The organism is Arcticibacter svalbardensis MN12-7, assembly GCF_000403135.1.
GTDB classification, from domain to species: Bacteria; Bacteroidota; Bacteroidia; order Sphingobacteriales; family Sphingobacteriaceae; genus Arcticibacter; species Arcticibacter svalbardensis.
Genome location: NZ_AQPN01000063.1, coordinates 149,279 through 169,694 on the forward strand (window position 1 = coordinate 149,279; position 20,416 = coordinate 169,694).

The following is a 20,416-nucleotide window of genomic DNA, read 5'->3' on the forward strand; positions in this document are numbered from 1 at the left end:
CGGAATAGACATCCGGATATTTAAAATCTTCTACCATGCCCCTTTAAGGCTTTTACTAATAGCATGCTGAATACCATTACTAATCTCTTTCCCAGCATCATCTTTCGTATTCCCCTTGTAGAAGAAATGATATAACCCGTCTTTATAAACGATATCACCATCGATTGCGCCATATTTGGCACGAAACCACAGGGTAGACTCAGTTTCAAAACCACTAAAATCCCTATTAGCATAAGCTGAATAAAAGTCTAGTTGAACATCATCCTTAAATTTAATCGTAAAATACACCATAAATTTATTTGCCGCAGGATCATAAATCGTTTGCGGTGCCCATTACCCATTGAAGATTTTTAAATTTAACAGGATAAAGTTTTTCCAGGTCTATGATGGCGTGCCCCCATTTAACCCGTACCTTGCCTCAAAACGTTGGGATATGTGTCGAAATAGTCTAATCACGCTTCATGACTTCTTTTTACCACTAACAAAAAGATAAACCGTACTATTTTGAGGGAACCCTAAAGTGGATCCAGGAGTTATATTTAAAAGATTTTTAAGGTAAACATCAACGATCCCTTTGACTACTCTTTTTTTAGATTCTACATATTCAGGACTCATTAACTGCAAAATTTCCTTAAAAGTTATGTTACCCTGTTTGTCAATGTTAGCAGAGAAAAAATAAGCAAAGTTATTGTACGCATTATCAATTGTGATATGATATTCAGGATATAAATAAGCATCAGCTATATAACGGTTGTTAATATTTATATCTTCTACCTCCGGTTCAATTTTTTTGACTTCAATTATGGGACTCCTGCTTTCCAGTTGCGGCGGATTTCTTGCAGCGAAAGCACTATCAACGTACCGATTAGCCATTTCTACTTTAGCCTTAACATAAATTGAGTCGCTTAGATTAGGTCTCCTCAGATCTGATAAGCTCGTCTTCCGAATATTTTTTATGTAGTTCGCTGAATAAAAGGTCATGAAAACATTAGATCTTTCTGCAGACACAGCCTTGTCAGTAAGCTCTAGTCGCTGCAACACCAGGCTGTCTTTACTTAAAGAAGTTACCCTAAACCATGTCCTGGCAAAATTTACAATGGATTTTTTATCATAGACAACTGGATACTCCAAATACTTTGACATTTTACTATTAAAGACTTTCACAGCACTGTCTGATGTAAAGTATAAGCTCCACTCGGGTTCTAATTGATACCCTTTCTCATCAAAAGAAAAACCGTTTTTAAACTCTCGGCGCACTTCAAAATAGTTTATATCCTTGTAATTTTTAAATAAAGGCCACTCGTTAGATGTATCACCTTTCATTTTATTAGCACAAGAAAAACAACAAAAACACGAGACGATTATAAATATTGAAATGTTTATTAGTTTCATAGTTGACTTTCTATTTTCACAATGGCCTTTTTATCATTAAATCCAGTAGTTTAGATTCCTAAACCTTCCCGAGGTCCTTCCATTTCGCTTTAAATACAGTAAATATAATGAAGATACAAAATTTGAACTCTTTCCGCTAAGGAGTAGCTAAACGGCAGTACCATAATAAACGACAACTGCTCTAAAGTCTTTATTTGCTCATTTATATTGTATGCTTCCCCGACATTTGTGAAATTAAATGAATACTAGTTCCCCATTCTCCTATTTTCTTCTTTATTGCTTTGCTCAATATTTTTCTGTGTAAATTTCTTGCCTAGACTGAAATTATAGCTAAAGGACAGGCTTACGTTTCTCGTTTGCCTTTTCTGGTAATAATCGATTGTAGTGTTGTTAAATATTGTCAGTTCTTTCTCTACTACCGTATTCAGCACATCCGAGCAGTAGATTCGAAAAACGCCCTTTTCTTTCATTATTTTCCTGGAGAACATTATATCCAAATAAAACATATATCCAAGCCGGGTATTACCAACTACCGATGGCGACTTGTATTCAGCGATTACATCAATACCCATTATTTTTTTTAGGTTTAAGGTTTGAATGGATTTTGCATATAAGGTCGTGTAAGTAGTACTTACATTATTTACCTCATTTGAAAGCCTGTAAAGCGAAAGATTATTCGCTACTGTCCATATTTTAGAAATGTTCACCGGGATACTTAGATTCAGACCATATTCCTTGCCATTATTAAAGTTGAAGGATTTGTATTCCATTACATTGTTTTCTAAAGGCGTTGCTAAAAGCGCTATTAGATTTTTGGTTGCTGAAAAATATATATCTGCCGTGTAATTCTTAAAAAATATATATCCTGCCTGATAATTGTTTGTATACTGTGGTAGAAGATCTGGATTTCCAGTAAGAATCGAATAGTCATGGACTTGAAGTCGATAAGGGTTCAGGTCATTAAATGAAGGCCTTTGGAGCCTCCTTGAATAGTTAAAATATAACGACGTTCTCTTACTTTCATTGAGCATCTGCATCAGGTAAAAAGAAGGAAATAAACCAAGATAGTTTCGATTGAAACTTTGAACCGAGGTGATTGAGTTACCATTCGACACAGTTTCCTCTGCTCTTAGTCCTAATTTAATGCTGGTTTTATTTACATTCTTTTCCCAAGAAGAATATAGCATCATCAACTGCTCCGAATAAATAAAGTGATTACTACCCAGTGGATTGAATAACCATTCATTTTGAAAATAATTCTCATTTAAGCTTTGATTATCTCTCTTGATCGATGTATATTTCACTCCCGCCTTAAATTCCGTTTTATTGCTCCAGGTTTTAGTGTAATCTACCTGTCCCGCGTAAATACTTGTACTACTTGGGGTAGCTGTTATTGAAGCAGAGTTCTTTAAAGAATCGTTGTAAGTTGTAGCAAGCTTATTCTCTTCATTTTTACCATTCTTTGAATAATCCCCAATGACTTTAAGTGACGAACCCAGACTATCTAATTTAAGAACATAATTTAGAGTCGTACTGTTGAAACTTATTCTTCTTTCCCAATCCGCTCTGGCAGTACCCAGCAAGGGCTGCTCTTTTTGGTAATTTATATCTGTTAAAAATACCTGAACAGGCCTGTTTAATGCACCGGTGTTTTGTATACCAATGGATTGGTATGAAGAAATATCGTATGCAATTCCAAGTCGGTACTGAGATCTGGAAATGTTATTATATCTATCCGTAACATTGTTAAAAACACTGTTGTCAGGATAAATAATATTTTCCTGACCAAATGCTTTGTTTTTATCCTTTGTGTATGATATATTCCCAGAGATATATATTTTCTTCACCTTATAAGCGAGCGAACCACCTGTACTTGTAAATGGATTTTTACCCTGTTGCTGATATCTGGAGTAAACCGAACCGGTAATACCATCCTTCCTGGATTTCTTCAAAACAATGTGTATAATTCCACCAGCACCGGCGGCCTCAAATTCAGAAGGCGGGTTATAGATAATTTCAATTTTACTGATCTCATCCGATCTTAACGAATTAAGATATTCAGCCAGATCTTCCTGAGACATTCGCTGCACCATGTCATTGATCATAACCATTACCGATTGGTTGCCCTTTAGTCGAATACTCCCATTACTGGAAACCCAGACACCTGGCGATTTTTGCAATACTTCCCATGCAGAAAATCCTTGTGCGAATGAGCTTTTCTCAACGTTAACAATATAACGATCAACTCTCCGCTCGATAAATGGATTATCAGCTGTAACATTCACGGTTTTTAGCAGAAGCTGATCTTCAATTAATTGTATTCTTTTACTGTTTATTGTGTCTGGATAAGTAAATGCTATCTCCAATGGTTTAAAACCTACGTAGGATGTTTTCAAAAAATAGCTATGTCCAGGCTGAAATCTAAATGCTAATTGATAATTTCCATCAAGGCTACTTACAGTTCCGATTAGAAATGAATTATTTTCAAAAAGTCCAATGGAAGTAAAAGGTATCCCCTCACCTTTTGCATCAACCACTTTTCCTCTAAGAAGTGATTTGGCTTCCATCATATCATCTTCATCCTTTATTTTAGTAATCACAATCAGCTTATTAGAAACAAAATAATAACAAAGCTTTTTTGAGGGAAGAATTCGGGACAATACTTGAGCCACCGGCATCATTTTGGCGTCAATTGAAACGCTAATTGTATCCGAGACCAAATCATCGCTGTATACTACATTATATTGACATTGTTTTTTAATTTCATTAAATAGCAAGCTAATTGGCTCATGATTAAGCTCTAAGGTAACTCTTCGGTCTTGCGAGAAAAGAAACGAGTGATAGATCACAAAAGCGAATAAGGCTATGATTCTCTTCATCTCAATTCTTAATCACAACAATATTATTATTGATCGTATAAGTTAACGGATACGAAAGCTTAAGAGCTTCCAGAGCCTGTTGAATCGTCTCATTAGTAAATGTACCACTGAATCGTTTCTCTCTAACTTGCTCGGTCTGAATCTTAATTTTGATGTTGTATTTCTTTTCCATCCGCAAAGCGAGATCCTTGAGTTTTTCTTTTCTGAACGTTAATGTGTCTAAAATCCACTTAGTTTCTTTCTTTAACAAATTCGGTGATACAGGAACTATTAAAAATTCACCATTTGTTGCACCTGTTCCAGAATTAGCATAAATCAATTTTTGATTAGGCTTTAATAAAACCATTCGCTTTTTGTCCAGCCTGTCCGTTATCTGTATAGCCCCCCTAATTAATGCAACCTGAATTTCATTATTCTTATTATATGCATTGATATTGAAAGCAGTTCCCTTTACCTCTATATCAATGCCACGGACATGAACAAACAAGGGCACGGCACTATTTTTTGTCACATCAAAATAAGCCTCTCCATCAAGAAATATCTCCCGCTGTTCAACTCCAAAATCCTTATTATATTTAATAGATGATTCTTTGTTTAACCAGACCCTTGTACCATCATCGAGCCTTCTATAGATCTTTTGCTTTGTTGCATTAATTACAATAGAGTCTATCACTTTCTCACGTTTCAAAAGGAAATAAGCTAGGCTACCTGTACAGGTGAATAATAGGAGAACAGCGGCGACCTTTATAAGATTCGAGTAAAAGTGCGCTATCCTAATTGATGGTGAATAATTGAATTTACCTTGGAAATTATTACTTTCAATTGTTGATATTTTATCCCATGTATCGCTTAACTTATCTAATCGTGGCCTATATTCATTCTCTTCCTTAAAGTATAAAGTTAGTCGGTCAGAAAGCACTTGAAGCTCTTCACTATTCGCCTCCAAGTCTCTTAAAATGCCGGCATCACTTTCAGAAATCCCTTTAGAAAACTTTTTTGATACTAATTTTAAAAATTTCGTTTTTACCATTTTATAAAGGCTGATACTACTAAGACAATAGATTCGAGGATATTACTTATCGGGTTATAGAAAAAATAAGATTATTGATCTGGAAAACTCTTTCAATCTAATTGCTTTCTTCTGTGGATGGTAACCAAGATGATCGGCAAGCGAGTCTGCAAGCGATTTTATTGCTTTGTAAAGTTGGTTTTCAACGGTTCTTATTGAAATACCTAAGATTTTAGCTACTGCCTTACTATTAAGGCCATCTTCCTTAATTAGCTTAAAAATTATCCTACGCTTTTCCGGTAAGTCATTGACAGCTTTGTCGAGCAATTTTAAAAGTTCTTTTTCTTCCAAAGATTCGTTGATTGGACTGGAAAGTTGCTCTAAAAATTGACTATCCATCACTTCCGCAGATAAAGTAGGACGTCTTCTTTCAGACCTTAGCAAATTAAGACATGCATTCTTAATCGACACAAAAAGATAGACTTCTGGATTATTGACATGTTCAAGATCGTTGCGTTTAATCCATATTTTTACAAAAAGTTCAGAGGTAATTTCCTCTGCGACCTCCAGTTGTTTGGTATATTGCCTTGCAAAGGATAAAAGCCTGTCATAATAAAGGACAAAAAGTTCATCGAACGCGACCTTGTTCCCATATTGGATTTCCATGAACAGCAATAGAATCTTACTTTTTTCTTCCGGCATAGATGACCAGCTTTGTGAACCAAATATTTTAGTGTTACTGTTAATGACACTAAAGTTAGAAGATATACTTATTCGGAGAGGATATTTAGCATTACTAAATGAATACCTACTAATAAACAAATTAATTTTATAGTCATTACCGGGTACTAGGGGTCTAATAAACCACAAAAAATCTAATTATCATTGTATCTGTATATTCCGATTGAATTTTCAATTGGTATATACATGTATCCTGATTATCCGATAATTGTGAACTATATAATGATTCTGCCGCTCTTCTTTACAATTATTAGCAGCATGTGTAACGGTTAAAACGAATTCATGAATTTGGCCAAAACGAATTTATGAGATTACTCAACTAATTATATCCTTGCCATGCCATAAATGAGCCCGCAATCATCACAAAGATAATTGCGGGCTTTATACCTATCCGTGCATTTATAAATCCTTCTCCACAGGTGAAGTCATCGCGTATGCATCTTTAGCGGAATAGGTGATAATTTTCGTTGCTTGACCTTTACTATCAAATAAGATCATCTGAGTGGTGGCAGCAAGAATTTCTCCCTTGTATACCTGATCAAGATTTGCATTAATATAAACGGTGCTGTTGTCCTCCTTTTGCTCTCTTCTTAATTTAAATACATAAGCTTGCCTTTCTGTCTCATTCTTATTCAACACCATTATGGCCAGGCCATTTTCATCTCCCATGGGGATGATGGTTAAACCTTTTGCGTTCGGGCTATGCTGAAGATAATTTTCTTTAAAATTCTGAGCCAATAACTGTGTATGGTAATAATTTGACCGCGGCATATACTTTCCGTTCAGTTCATCAAATAGACTTAAATCTGTTCCTGATCGGTGAGCTCCACCTTCCAACATACTCCAGGGGCAGATGGTAAAGGCACCTTCACGCATTCCTAAATCAAACATTTCAGCAAAAATTTGCCCGTTATGAAAATTATAAGGAGAATAATTGGCCCCCAGGGAGGCATCCAGTTTCCAATGTGAATTAAATTCTGTGATGGCCCAGCCCAGTGGATTACCAGTATCTCTTTTTTTATTCAAAACAGATAAAACCGATTTCAATTCCTTTACCTGGCCTTCAAACATCGCAATATCTGCAAACCGATAGCCATGAAAAGAAAGCACATCCAAATAGTAATAATCATGATGAGGAATTCTGCCGGTCAAATCTAAATTGCCACCCAATAAGCGATTGAGATATTTAGGCTGATAAGATGATAAATCAAATCCTAGGATCTTAGCATGGGAATCATACCTTTTAATTTGAGTGCTGATCTTGGAGAAATAATCATACACCTCCTCTGGACTCGCTAACTGATTATGATGGTCTGGCTCATTTCCTATGCACCAAAACTTAATATGCTGATCCATTTTTCCATTTATATAAGCAATGGCATGGTAAGCCTTGTCTCCATCTTTGAACTGTCGGGGCATCTGCAATATAGGTTCAGCACCCACAGCTCTCACAAACGCGATCAGTTTTATCGCATCTTTATAAATGAATTCCGCATTTTCATATCCATTACCTCCAATTCTTACGGTTTGAAAATTCACATTTTTAATCAGATTTTGAACTTGCAATACCCCTTTGGGACTCCAGGCATTCTCTCCTAATAGATAGGGACTTATCTTAAGTTGTGAGAAAGCAATGGTCGGGAGTATGAATAAAAGATAGCTTAAAACAACTCCTTTAAAAACATTTAAACTACGTATCATGATAATTAATTTCTAATTATAGTTCGCATTAATTCTACTTATTTGAATTGTTTGCGTATTTCTTTTCTACCTTTTCATAATAAGACTTCAATGCAAAGAAAGCTTTCTTCTTTACGCCTGTATCAGAGATCAGACCTTTACGGTTCCAAAAGTTCTGATATATTGGATGCGGTCTTCTAGGTGATCTGAAGTCCACTAAAATCCATGGAGTCATTCCTCTAAGTCCATCAATTTGATCTAACATCTTGAACTGATTTTCATAAAGAGCCTCCTGATATTCTTCCGTCCACCTGGTGTCCTGATCGCCATGAAATCCCGCTAGAGCAGCTCCTCCTAATTCAGATATCACCACCGGTTTAGGGTATTTGATTTCAAATTTATATTGAGGTATTTCTTTTGGAGTTCCTCCCCAATACCAGCCAGCATATTCATTAAAGCTTACTATATCCAACTTCTCACCAAGAACGTCATCCACATGAACTATATTTCCCTCGCGATGCAACTCTAAAGCTGCAGCTACCAAACGGGTGTCATCTAAAGATTTTGCTTTATCAACAAGATTACCCATGAATTTATTTCTTGGTTCACTGACTGGAGTTTCATTTCCAACAGACCAGATGATCACGCTGGCCCTGTTTTTATCAAGTTCGATTAAATCAGTTAACTGCTTGGCTGCATTTTTATACGTTTCAGGATTTTCCCATGAAATGGTCCAATAGACAGGTACTTCAGCCCAAACCATTAATCCCATTTCATCTGCTAAACGCATCATTTTCTCGTTGTGCGGATAATGCGCCAAACGCACATAGTTGCAATTCAGTTCTTTGGCCCATGTTAACAACATCCTTAAATCAGCTTCAGAACGTGGTCTTCCAGGGATTAATGGATTTTCATCATGAATGGCTATTCCTCTAAGAAAAACAGATTTACCATTTAATAAAATATCCTTCCCTTTGGTGCTGATGGTTCGAAAGCCAATCTTATCTTCCACGGCATCTGTTTCTGTTTTGATATTCACCTGATACAACTTGGGGTTTTCAGGAGACCAGTTGATTAAGTTTTTAACCGGAATATTTATTGCTGCATAACCCTTATCATTGGTATTGGTGTTGAATTTGATCCCTGCTTCGGGGATATTAATAGTCACTTTTTGTTCTTTTTGATTCCCTTTTATCTGGATGAATCCAGAAATCTCTTTCAGATTATTTTTCGCTAATTGAATCTTATAATCAGCTAAATAGGTGTCTGGCAATTCAGCTAAATAAACATCCCGGGTTATTCCACCGTAATTCCACCAATCCGTATTGATGGTTGGGACTTCATCCTGTTTACGGGTATTGTCCACCATGACCACCAAAGAATTGGCTCCCAATTTCAACAGCTCAGTGACATCAAATTGAAAAGCCGTAAATCCACCTTTATGCATTCCCAACTTTTTGCCGTTTAAGTAAACATGAGCTTCATAGTTGGCAGCAGCAAAATAAATGATGTATTTTTTCCCTTTCTGTGGAGTGGCATTAAATAACCGGCGATACCAAACAGCACCTTCATATAATTTCAAATCCTCTTTCTGCGAGTTCCAGTCTCCAGGTACATTTAAACTTGGGGAGTGATCGAAATCATACTCTACTAAGTCTGTTTTGTCTTTCGGTTGCTTGTCATCATAATATCCTCCATTTCCTGTTTCAGATTCATCAAAGGCCATTCTACGGTAATCGAAATAACCATTTTGATAAGGATCGACAATATAATTCCATCTGCCGTTAAGACTAATGTTCTTTCTTGAACTGATGTTTTGGATTACTTCCTGTGCATAACTTTGGAAACCACAAGTGATAAGTAAGACAAAATAAATGATAAATTTTCGCATGTTTGGATTCTAATATATGATGATTTTCTCTTAAGCTATAAGTCGATAAAACCACCAGCTGTTTGCAGAGACTGGTGGTTTTTAAGAATAATTTAATAGCCTGGATTCTGTTCCATTTTTTTACCTGTATTTGCATCAATAACTTTCTGAGGAACTGGTAACAGCACCTGAAAATCTTGTATAGCGGTAGTAAATTTATTATATAAAGGATTTCTTGCTCGCTCTAATAATTTTCCAGTTCTGATGAGTGTCTCTCTTCTGTTCTCTTCAGTTACCAACTCTCTTGAGCGTTCATCCAGGATATAATCCATAGTGATGGTCGAACCATCTGCTACAATAGGTGTAGCATGAGATCTGGTTCGAATTTGATTGATCATACCAGCAGACTCTGCCAATTTACCTTGTTTGAAATAAGCCTCCGCCAATAACAGGTAAGTATCGGCTAAACGAATATAGGTTTGATCGGCATAAGAATAACTGGCATTCCATAGTGATGGATCTGCATAAGTCCAATCCCATTTACGGGTGCTTGCCCATTTATTATTATTAACATTCATCTGAGAAGCAGATGTTTGCGTGTTTGTTATCGTAATACCATCTGAATTCGTGTAAGATTTAGCAATGGCATACTTACTGAACCTGTCATCCTGAGGTTCGTAAATACTGAATGCCCAGGCGGTCATTCCACCCCTTGCAAGTCCTCTTCCTCCGTTTTCTGGTGTGTAAGGGGCATAAGAGTTATAATTTACCACCCATGTTCTACGCATCGCATTACCTCTTGCTCCAATAGCTTCCAAAACATCGGTGTTTGGAAAAATCCATAAGGCCTCTGTATCCCCTTCACTTGGAAGAATATTTCCGTTAAGAAACTGATCCATAAAAGCCACACCTGGTTTAGAAGCGTTTACTCCATAACGTTGGGTAATTAATTTATAACGCGGGTTGTTCACTACTTTCAACGCTTCCTCCTCTGCCTTGGCCGGATCATTCATCCATAAATACATCTCCGCTAAATAATGCTGAGCGATAACTTTGGATAAAACCAGAACATTATCAGAGTAATCGGGTAAATATTCCTCTGCAAATTTTAAATCTTCTACGATGAAAGCCTGTACATCTGGTACCGGGCTTCTCTCCCAGTCGTTACGATAATTCACACCGGTGATCTCCTCCGTTGTGATGGGGACAGCCCCAAAGGTGTAAACCAAGTGGCGATAGGCCCAGGCCCTGATTAAATGAGCATGAGCAACCATCAGGTTTTTGTTGACTTCGTTCTGCTGAACAGAACCTCCCTGCCAATCTACATCTGGGTTTTGCCCTCTGGTGATGACAGTGTTTGCTGCTGCTATAGCTTTATAAAGAATCAAAAAGATACCATCTCGGCCACCTGTGTCACCGTTTATAAACTGCATTTCAGGGTTTAAATCAACATTATATTTATTTAGCCCTCTTGTCCATGATAATTCGGCATTAGACCATCCATTGTCAACACCTATTTTCCAGATGATGCCGAGTTCTGCAGATTGTATCATCTCAGAACGTTCTTGTCTTGGCCAGTCCAGCAAAGCATTAACAGCTAACCGGAAACCATCGTAACTTTCAAATAAATTATCTGCATACAGTGCATCCTGTGGCTTCTCTGTTAAAAAAACATCTTCCTTACAAGAAGTGTAAGTAAAAGTGAGTAAAATAGCTATGATATATAATTTCTTCATGATCTTAATCTTAAAATTGAGTACGTAATCCAATGACGAAAGACTTCACTTGTGGTTGTGCTGTTTGGTTGCTGAATTCAGGATCCAATCCTACCCAGTTTGTCCTTGTAGCCAGGTTTTTAGCATTCACAAAAATCTGTAATCTATCAACCTTCCATTTACTGATGAGTTTTGTTGGAAGGGTGTAGCTGAGGGAAACATCCTGCAATCTTATAAAACTGGCATCAGATTGTTTTTTTTCAAAAATCCCCACACCAAAAGGATTAGCGTCATCACGATTTTCCGGATACGTATTGATTGGGTTCTCAGGTGTCCAGAACTGGCGATCTAATGCTCCGTTTCTACCATCAAAATAAGTATTCAACAGCGTGTTTGTCTTCGTAATTCCCTGAACATTACGTATAAAGAAACTTAATGAGAAGTTTTTATAATTAAACGTATTGGTAAGACCCGCAGAATAATCAGGCACCGAATTGCCAATCACTGCCTTATCATCTGCAGTGATTTGACCATCGCCGTTCACATCTTTCACCTTCACGTCTCCAGGTTTAGCTGTTGGCTGAACGGAATTGGCGATATCATCATTTGCCTGATAAATCCCATCAAATACATAAGCATAAGTCACATTGATTGGCTGACCAATGAACCACCTGTTTCCTATATCATCAATATAATTGCCATTTTCATTGGTTAATCCCACATTCACAATTTTGTTGCGGTAGAGAGAGAAGTTTAAATCAGTTGACCAGGAAAAATCTCCCTTTCTCACGTTCATGCTGGATATGAGAAAATCTAAACCATGATTCTTTGTCTCTCCAATGTTCTGTGTGATATTTTTTACACCATTAACCGGGGAGATCGCTCTTGCCAATAAAAGATCAGATGTTTTAGAACTATAGTAATCTACACTACCATAAATTCTGCCTTTTATAAAACTGTAATCCAACCCGAAGTTCCAGGAAACGGTAGTCTCCCATCCTAAAGAAGGATCTCCCAATTTATTAGTGTAATATCCAATTGCTGGACTACCATCATTATTCAAATAATTCTGAGTAGATAGCTGCGGCAATGTGGCATATGGATCAATAGCCTGGTTTCCATTCTTTCCGAAGGACAATCTCAGTTTCAAATTATCAATCCAATTATACTGATTTAAAAACTCTTCCTTGCTTATGTTCCATCCTAAACCAAGGGATGGGAAAGTCCCGAATTTCCTGTTACTCCCAAAACCGGAGAAACCGTCTCTTCTTACAGTTGCAGTCAATAAGTACTTCCCATCATAAGAATAGTTTAATCTGCCCATCTGCGAGATATTATTGGTTTGACTGAAGTCATCTTTAGCCGTAATAAGGGACGCCGTAGCATTTTGATAAAATGTTTGAATATCACTAGTAAAACCAACACCTGTTGTACCGTGACTCGTATATTTTCTTTGTTGTACGCTGTAAAGGCCAGTGAATCCTATACTATGTTTACCAAAAGTTCTGTTGTAATTCAATAAATTCTCAACTAACCAATCTACAGTATTGTTATTAGAAATATCTGCTTGTCCTTTGTTTTGCAGACCCGTTCTGGTATTTTGTCCGTAATAAGTTTCCGTTCCCTGATTTGTATAATTGTAACCAGTGTTCAACCTGTAAGATAGTCCTTTAACAAAAGGAATATCTACATTAATATAGTTATTAGAGAAAACTGACCGGGTAAGGTCATTATTAAGCACGTTCAAGCCTTGTAGCGGATTATACCAAAAGGCATCATCCGGCCATGGTGTTAAGTTGATGGAACCATCCGCATTGTAAGGAATCGTTAATGGATTCATCACAAAAGCCTGCGTAAAGTTTGCTGGTGTTCCCCCTCTGTCGTAAAGTCCAAACTGTGTATTAGTTCCAATAGTGAATATTTTCCCAATTTTAGAATCAACATTCAACCTAAGGCTATACCTGTCAAAATTATCATTTTTAGAAATCCCGGCATTCTTGTTCATTGTACCTGAAAAATAATAGTGCGTATCGTCTGAACCACCTGAAACTCCCAAATTATGCTGTTGCCTAAAGCCATCTCTCAATGCCAGATCAATCCAGTTTGTAGAAATTCCGTTATCAATAGAGTTCTGCTCGGTATTGGTAATAGAGCCGGCACCAAAGCGCTGCGCTTTCAACTGATAAAAACGTTCCCCCGACATCATATCAGGAATATTAACGGCCTTATCCGTACCGAAGTAATCGTTATAAGAGATTTTGGCTATTCCAGTCTTACCCTTTTTAGTGGTGATTAATATCACGCCATTTGCCGCTCTGGCACCATAGATTGCTGAGGAGGATGCATCTTTCAATACCTGCAATGATGCGATATCCTCCGGATTGATTTCTGATAAACTATTGCTGAAGATCACTCCATCTACAACCACTAAAGGATTATTGCTTGCGCCAATGGAGTTAACTCCACGCACTTGAAGATTCAAATTTCCTCCTTCAGCACTTGCTCCAATGGTTTGTGCACTTAACCCAGCAATCTTTCCCTGAAGCGCCTGTTGAACATTCGTTTGAGGCATTGTTTCCAGATCCTTGGTATCTAAACTTGTGATGGCGCCTGTGACGTCACTTTTCTTTTGGGTACCATAACCGACTACCACCACTTCATTTAAAGCATTGGCTGATGATTTCAAGGTAACATTTAGATTTCTGTCCAGCCCAACTTTTATCCGCTGTTCATCAAAACCCAGATAGGTGAAAACTAAAATTGCAGCGTCTCCGGGTACATTAATGCTGAAGACTCCATTCGTATTCGTTACTGTACCTTTATCCGTACCACTTAACAATACACTTGCTCCCGGCAATGTCACACCCTGCTCATCTCTAACTGTTCCTTTAATAATTACACCCTGAGCCTGAGCATGCGCAACAAATAAAAAGAGCGTAATAATTAGGCAGTGCTTTAAACAGTTGGTTAAACTGACATAGTGCCAAACATTCCTTTTGTAAATTTTTTTCATTTTAATTGATTTGCTAATAAATTGGTTGATTTATAATTGTTATCAAATTGGCCTGATAACTTTACAAATATGGATGTGAAACTAAGAAAGCGGGGTGTTCACTTGTACTCAATTGAGGGGTCAAACGTCTTTTAAGAACAAAACAATGACGTTTTAATGCATATTTCGCAAAAATCAATTATTGTCCTTCACCTTATCGTTGAAGGTCTGGATATATTCAGATGGCGGAACTACAAACTGTTTTTTAAATTCTTTACTAAAATATTTACGATCATTAAAGCCAACCATATAAGTAACTTCTGACACAGAATAGCTGGTATGTTTAAACAATTCTGCAGCCTTTTTCAACCTGATCTGTTTAATTAAATCAGCTACCGGAAGTCCAGTAATTGATTGCACTTTTTTATAGAGCACTGTCCTACTCATCCCTATTTCATTTACCAGTTCATTTACATCAAAGGCTGGATCCTCCATTTTATCTTGAATGATGCTCATTAATTTACTTACAAATAGCTCTTCTGGTGAAGTGACATCTAAAAGCGTTGGTTGGAGAATAAAACGTTGTCCAAATTTTTCTCTTGTCACTTCCTGGGCCCTCAGTAAGTTCTTAATATTCAGCTCTAGTACCTGAGGACTAAATGGCTTAAAGAGGTAAGCGTCTGCTCCTATTGAAAGCCCATCTATTTGATTATTGATGGAGGCCTTAGCTGTAAGTAGAACAAAAGGAATATGACTGGTGGACTCTTTAAGCTTCACCACTTTACAAAAATCTAAACCGTTCATTCCTGGCATCATGATGTCACTCAAGATTAAATCAGGAATTTCATTTTCCATATAAACTAATGCATCTTCAGCACATGAAAATTGCAAGATTCTATACCCTGTAGATAAAATATCCACCACCATACCTCTCACTTCATCATTATCTTCCGCAACTAAAACCGTATATTTTCTTGCGGACGAGTGGACGATTTCCACATGACTTGTGTCAAGACCAGGATCTGGAGAAGCCGTTTGCTCTCTCGCATCTTCAGCTAAAGTATGGTACTTAACTATCGTGGATTCATCCAAATGGTCGCTTCCCTTTTTAAGAAATATAGTAAAAACAGTTACACTTTTAAGACCTGTTTCAGTGTTCACTTCTATTCGGCCCTTATGCAACTCCATTATGCTTTTTGAAAGAGCCAGACCAATTCCACTTCCAATATTATGTCTTCCTCTGTCGTCCACCTGAAAAAAGCTCTCGAATAATTTGGGTTGCAAAACCTGTGGAATTCCTTTTCCGTCATCAACTATTTTAATGCTCACTCCTTCCTGATCTTCTTCAATAATCAAACTGATACTTCCTTTTTCTGATGTAAATTTGAATGCATTGGTAAGTAGATTGTAAATAACTTTCTCCAACTGGTCCTCATCAAAATAGATAAAAAGTTGCTTTGAGGAAGTTATAAACTGATAACTAATTTTCTGGTCTTCAGCAAGCTCATTAAAGGATTCAAAAATATCGCTACAAAAAACAATGATATCCTGTTCTGAACAATGAATTTTTAAATGACCCTCTTCTGCTTTTCTAAAATCAAGGAGTTCAGACACCAATTTCATTAGCCTATCTGCATTATTTTTAATGAGAATAAGTTGTTTTGAGAATATTTTAGCTTCTCCACTGCGCATCACTTTATCCAGAGGACCCAGAATAAGCGTCAAAGGAGTTCTGATTTCATGGGAAATGTTAGTGAAGAAATTCAGCTTCAGCTGGTACAACTCCTCACGTCGGATATTATATACATGTTCCAGATATAAATCTCTCTTTAACCGGACTCTATTCCTAAAAAAGCGTATGATGATCAACGAAATGAACGCGGTTAGTACCATATATATTAAATATGCCCACCAGCTTAACCACCACGGAGGAAGAACAATTATTTTTAATATTCGAATATCGTCACTCCAAACTTTGTCATTATTTGCTGCTTTCACTTTAAACAGATAAGATCCTGGAGAAACATTAGCAAAATTGACCACTCTCTGCGTTCCAGTTTGCTGCCATTCTTTATCATTCGGCAAACCTTCCAGCTTATAAGCGTATTGGTTGTTCTCTGGATTGATGAAGTTTAAAGCGGAAAAAGTTAAACTTAAGTTAGATTGATCATGTGGAACAATGATTTGTTGCGCTTCTAAAATTGATTTTGTTAACGGAGCATCTTCTCCTATCGCAACGACTCTATTATTCAATAAGATTCTGGTGAGTGCCACTTTTGGAGCTGAAGTGTTTTTTATGATATTTTCGGGATAGAATAGAGATAATCCGTTAAGACCGCCAAATAAAATCTCGCCGGTATGTAATCTAATCCCTGCATTACTTGAGAACTGATTACTGATTAAACCATCATTTGCAGTATAGGAAGTGATTTCGAGATCTTCCTTTTTAAACGGCAGATGAAAAGATTTGAATTTCAACTTATATAAGCCTAAATCGGTGCTTAACCATAGATTTTGCGAATCGTCTTCCACAATGGTGTGAATCATATCGTCACCTAAGCCTAAGTTTTTACTGATGGCAAAAAAATGACCGGTGCTTTTATCAAAGTAATTAAGCCCTCCTCCTTCAGTTCCTATCCATAATCTTCTTTTAGAATCGATAAAAAGTGTCGTTACATTATTACTGTTTATCTGGAACTTGGTATTCCGTACCTTTCTATAAAGCTTAGTGATACCTTTTACCTTCGGATTGAAATAGTTTAAACCATTTTGTGTTCCAATCCATAAGTTTCCTTGCTCATCCTTTATCAGAGCAGTGATAAAATTGTCGCTTAGCGTAAACGTATTTTTAGATTTTCCAGTTCGATGCCCCTGCTTTCTTAAAAAAATCGGGGAAGAACCATCTGGCAAAACATATCTTAGTCCGCCACCATTGGTTCCAACCCACGCACCCCTACCATCTGGCAATACCGTGTTGATCAAATCTTCACTTAACTTACCGTCTCTTATTGGAAATTTGAAATATTTGAAAGATTTATTCCGCTTATTAAATAAACTTAATCCATCCAACGACCCGATCCATAAATTCCCTTTACCGTCATCAGCTAAAGATTTAATACCGTTGCTTGGTCTACCTTCCAAATCTGACTTAACTGAGTAATATTCACTTTTTCGGTCTCTTATAATGTGATTGAGTCCACCTCCGAAAGTCCCTATCCACCAACTGCCATCCTTATCCTCACTAACTGCGTTCACCAGTACATGATTTAAACCTATGCGATCACCAACACGCTCCCCTACGTTTTGAAAATTAGCATTCCCTTTGTAATAGAAATTGATCCCGCCGGCAAAAGTACCAACCCAGACACATGAAGCTTTATCTTTCATGAAACTCCAAATGGAATTATCATTCAAACTATTAGAATTTAAAGGGTCATGTTTATAATTAGTGAACTGTTGGTTTTTTGTGTTTAAGGTGCTGATGCCATTTCTTGTGGCGAACCAAATGGTATGAGCATTATATAATAGAATATCTTTCACCCAATTAGATGATATACAGTTGGCATCACCATCCTTCACTACATACCTTTTAAGGGTATTGGTACTTCGCTGATAATTAAATACCCCCGACACTTCAGTTCCAAACCAAAGATTACCGATTTTATCTTGTCGCGTTACCAAAACCTTTAAATCTTTAACAACATCAAATGATGATGGTAATGAAATCACTTTCCCTGTTTTAGGATCGAATTTTTGCAATCCAGATTTTGTACCTACCCACATGAAATTATCCTGATCCACAAAAAGAGAGAAAACGGCTTTAGAGCTTAGTGTTTCTGACTGCGATGGTTTAATAACTGGTTCTAACTTTTGAGTTCTTCGATTCAACTTTCTAATTCCTGCGAAAGTGCCCACCCATAAATCTCCATTTGAATCCTCTGCTAAAGATGAGATGTAATTTCTACCTCCCTTAATCTCCAAAACATCTATCGGTGTAAAACTCTCCGAATTTTTATTATACAAGTTCAACCCATTTGCAGTACCCACCCACAAATTTTTATTATGGTCCTGCAAAATGACATTCACTCTGTTGTTACTGATGCTGCTTTTATCCTCCTCGTCATAAATAAAAGTCTTGAATTCATACCCATCATAACGGGTTAACCCTTTCAAATTTCCAAACCAGATAAATCCTTGATTGTCCTGCAAGAAATTAGATATAGGACTTTGAACAAGTCCTTCCTTATAAGAGATATGTTTAAAGTTGAGCGTTTGTGCACTACTTGTCTTCATTACAAAAACAAAAATGAAGAGACAAAAATACCTTCTCAAATTCATAGGGGGAATTAAATAATTATAATTAAAGGCTGTGGAATGACTAAAGATAGTAACATTAATGTAAATATGCGACAGGTTCAAGTTCAATTTACTCTCTTAAAAACACCTTGATTATTCATTTAAATTTGACCCATTTTACATTTACAACCGCTTTTTAAGATCAGTATTCGTTCAAACCACTTCAAGTTCTAAGGGGAAATCAGGAGTAGTCATCAAGCACTTTGAGAATGAAGAGCTCTGACAATACAGTTGGAAGTTTAATTTATATGCAATTTTCCCAAAAATAGCATTTAAGATTGTAATTTGGTTACTCTTTATAGGTAAAAGACCTATAGCGTCCTAAACGCAAAAAAGAGAAAGGAAAAGTTATAACACAAAGTTACCTTTGTGGTGCAATAATTTAAATGACTCACATATTATCATTACACCCCTTTTTTATCAATAAAACTTATTGTAAAATAATGTAAATTAGTGAACCATTGTTAAAAGGTCAATTGTGAAAGATTTACAATTAATATTGACCACCTCTGTTCTGAGTACAGGGATGATATGCCGCAAGCCGGCGCTGGGTGTTACTGTAATCATTGTAAAAAAAGCATCATAGATCTCACTTCCAAATCTGATACCGAAATTATCCACTTTTTCAAAAACAAAGAAGATAATGTCTGTGGGCGCCTGTTTTCCAGTCAGCTTAATCGCAAACTGGTGCTGCCTTCCTCAAAAGTGAGTTGGCATTGGTTGATGCCCCTCGCCATGGGCGCAATTGAGGCAAGCCCAACACATGCACAAACGCTGAGGCCAGTGTTGTACCAAGCGATCAAACATCAGCTTTACTGCCGTCATCAATAACATCAGCCGCTAAACCACCCATACCAAGAGATACCATTAGCGGAAGGGCTGTAGATAACCAGACTGACAAACCTTTGAATGGGGTGAAGGTTAGACAAAAAAACTTCGAGAACGTACTGGCTATAACAGACAGCACCGGTAGATTTGAACTGGGCATATCGGAAGTGAATAAGGCTATCCCGTTTATCTTTGAATTGGATAATTATGCCAAGGTAGAGACATCCTTAAATGGCAATATGGTGGTTAAGCTGATCGCGGTGGGCAAAGTTTTATTAGGTGGAGTATCAACTGTATCTTGAATAAAAAGCCTTTATACCTGGTTTATTCTGATAAGAAGAGTTGTACCATTGACGCGTCTAGATTTATGGAAATCTCACCTGACTGGATAGAGAAAATAGAAGTATTGAAAGAGGCAAAGGCAACTGCCCTTTATGGTTCTAAAGCCGCAAATGGGGTACTATTAATTGAGATCAAAAAGGCCTACGCAAGTAAAATTGATTTCTCACAGAAATAATAGCTACTTCCTCCGGGGTTTAAATGAAATTAATATAGTTGATATTGCCTAAAATTTTACATTTAGTTTTGAGAACATAATAGTATTTCAGAAGGTTATTTTAAGGTTATGATCAACATCTCTATTATTCATGATATGGCTCAATTCTAATATCCACTGTTTCAATAAAGCTTATAGAACTGAAAAGCAGTGTTCAATATCTGGTTTTATTTTAAATAGACTGTGATCTATGTTGAATTTAGGCGAACTGTTTAACAGAGGATTACATCTGGAAGGTATCACCTATAATAAGGTTTAAAGAATCTTCGTTTTTCGGGACAAACTATCAGATCTGCGCATGTGTCATTACAGTCCCAAGCAAGAGTTATATTTATTTTTATTGTTGTCCGGTAAAACCGGGATTAGTAATTTTTAGTTGGCGCATTTGATTTGATGGG

The 20,416-nt window shown here is 36.8% G+C and carries 12 protein-coding genes; 2 read left to right on the top strand and 10 right to left on the bottom strand.

Annotated features, from left to right (window positions below):
- Nucleotides 1–30: 30 nt before the first annotated feature.
- From ADIARSV_RS20485 to ADIARSV_RS08050, 10 genes are all read right to left on the bottom strand, one after another.
- Entirely contained in the window at nucleotides 31–291 is a 261-nt protein-coding gene (locus ADIARSV_RS20485; RefSeq protein ID WP_016194955.1) for a glycoside hydrolase family protein, read from the bottom strand.
- 168 nt (nucleotides 292–459) lie between these two features.
- Complete coding sequence (locus ADIARSV_RS08010) at nucleotides 460–1,392, bottom strand: hypothetical protein (protein WP_016194956.1); 933 nt, start codon at nucleotides 1,390–1,392, stop codon at nucleotides 460–462.
- Between the two features lie 245 nt (nucleotides 1,393–1,637).
- Complete coding sequence (locus tag ADIARSV_RS08015; RefSeq protein ID WP_016194957.1) at nucleotides 1,638–4,271, bottom strand: outer membrane beta-barrel protein; 2,634 nt, start codon at nucleotides 4,269–4,271, stop codon at nucleotides 1,638–1,640.
- Between the two features lies 1 nt (nucleotide 4,272).
- A complete protein-coding gene (locus ADIARSV_RS08020) occupies nucleotides 4,273–5,301 on the bottom strand; it encodes a FecR family protein (protein WP_016194958.1) in 1,029 nt (342 codons plus the stop codon).
- A gap of 54 nt (nucleotides 5,302–5,355) precedes the next feature.
- Nucleotides 5,356–5,982 carry an RNA polymerase sigma-70 factor gene (locus tag ADIARSV_RS08025; RefSeq protein ID WP_235048384.1) on the bottom strand — a complete coding sequence of 209 codons (627 nt, stop codon included), beginning with the start codon at nucleotides 5,980–5,982 and terminating at the stop codon, nucleotides 5,356–5,358.
- A 438-nt stretch (nucleotides 5,983–6,420) separates the two neighbouring features.
- Nucleotides 6,421–7,722 (bottom strand): glycoside hydrolase family protein, encoded by a 1,302-nt coding sequence (locus tag ADIARSV_RS08030; protein ID WP_016194960.1) that lies wholly within the window; start codon nucleotides 7,720–7,722, stop codon nucleotides 6,421–6,423.
- 34 nt (nucleotides 7,723–7,756) lie between these two features.
- Nucleotides 7,757–9,592 carry a glycoside hydrolase family 2 protein gene (locus ADIARSV_RS08035; protein ID WP_016194961.1) on the bottom strand — a complete coding sequence of 612 codons (1,836 nt, stop codon included), beginning with the start codon at nucleotides 9,590–9,592 and terminating at the stop codon, nucleotides 7,757–7,759.
- A 92-nt stretch (nucleotides 9,593–9,684) separates the two neighbouring features.
- Nucleotides 9,685–11,307, bottom strand: coding sequence for a RagB/SusD family nutrient uptake outer membrane protein (locus ADIARSV_RS08040; RefSeq protein WP_016194962.1), 1,623 nt, complete (start codon nucleotides 11,305–11,307; stop codon nucleotides 9,685–9,687).
- Nucleotides 11,308–11,317: 10 nt separating this feature from the next.
- The gene (locus tag ADIARSV_RS08045) at nucleotides 11,318–14,299 is read right to left on the bottom strand and encodes a SusC/RagA family TonB-linked outer membrane protein (protein ID WP_016194963.1); all 2,982 of its coding nucleotides are present in this window, start codon (nucleotides 14,297–14,299) and stop codon (nucleotides 11,318–11,320) included.
- Between the two features lie 174 nt (nucleotides 14,300–14,473).
- The gene (locus ADIARSV_RS08050) at nucleotides 14,474–18,571 is read right to left on the bottom strand and encodes a hybrid sensor histidine kinase/response regulator transcription factor (RefSeq protein ID WP_052016977.1); all 4,098 of its coding nucleotides are present in this window, start codon (nucleotides 18,569–18,571) and stop codon (nucleotides 14,474–14,476) included.
- Between the two features lie 977 nt (nucleotides 18,572–19,548).
- Here ADIARSV_RS08050 and ADIARSV_RS08060 point away from each other — a divergent pair.
- Together ADIARSV_RS08060 and ADIARSV_RS08065 are read left to right on the top strand one after the other, a co-directional pair.
- A complete protein-coding gene (locus ADIARSV_RS08060; RefSeq protein WP_016194966.1) occupies nucleotides 19,549–19,764 on the top strand; it encodes a hypothetical protein in 216 nt (71 codons plus the stop codon).
- Nucleotides 19,765–19,829: 65 nt separating this feature from the next.
- Nucleotides 19,830–19,979, top strand: a complete 150-nt coding sequence (locus ADIARSV_RS08065; protein ID WP_016194967.1) for a TonB-dependent receptor plug domain-containing protein — start codon at nucleotides 19,830–19,832, stop codon at nucleotides 19,977–19,979.
- Nucleotides 19,980–20,416: the final 437 nt, after the last annotated feature.

Bases quoted from the DNA above. Each gene is read 5' to 3' on its own strand.
- ADIARSV_RS20485 (WP_016194955.1), bottom strand. From the start codon at position 291: ATGGTGTATTTTACGATTAAATTTAAGGATGATGTTCAACTAGACTTT.
- ADIARSV_RS08010 (WP_016194956.1), bottom strand. From the start codon at position 1,392: ATGAAACTAATAAACATTTCAATATTTATAATCGTCTCGTGTTTTTGT.
- ADIARSV_RS08015 (WP_016194957.1), bottom strand. From the start codon at position 4,271: ATGAAGAGAATCATAGCCTTATTCGCTTTTGTGATCTATCACTCGTTT.
- ADIARSV_RS08020 (WP_016194958.1), bottom strand. From the start codon at position 5,301: ATGGTAAAAACGAAATTTTTAAAATTAGTATCAAAAAAGTTTTCTAAA.
- ADIARSV_RS08025 (WP_235048384.1), bottom strand. From the start codon at position 5,982: ATGCCGGAAGAAAAAAGTAAGATTCTATTGCTGTTCATGGAAATCCAA.
- ADIARSV_RS08030 (WP_016194960.1), bottom strand. From the start codon at position 7,722: ATGATACGTAGTTTAAATGTTTTTAAAGGAGTTGTTTTAAGCTATCTT.
- ADIARSV_RS08035 (WP_016194961.1), bottom strand. From the start codon at position 9,592: ATGCGAAAATTTATCATTTATTTTGTCTTACTTATCACTTGTGGTTTC.
- ADIARSV_RS08040 (WP_016194962.1), bottom strand. From the start codon at position 11,307: ATGAAGAAATTATATATCATAGCTATTTTACTCACTTTTACTTACACT.
- ADIARSV_RS08045 (WP_016194963.1), bottom strand. From the start codon at position 14,299: ATGAAAAAAATTTACAAAAGGAATGTTTGGCACTATGTCAGTTTAACC.
- ADIARSV_RS08050 (WP_052016977.1), bottom strand. From the start codon at position 18,571: ATGAAGACAAGTAGTGCACAAACGCTCAACTTTAAACATATCTCTTAT.
- ADIARSV_RS08065 (WP_016194967.1), top strand. From the start codon at position 19,830: ATGGAAATCTCACCTGACTGGATAGAGAAAATAGAAGTATTGAAAGAG.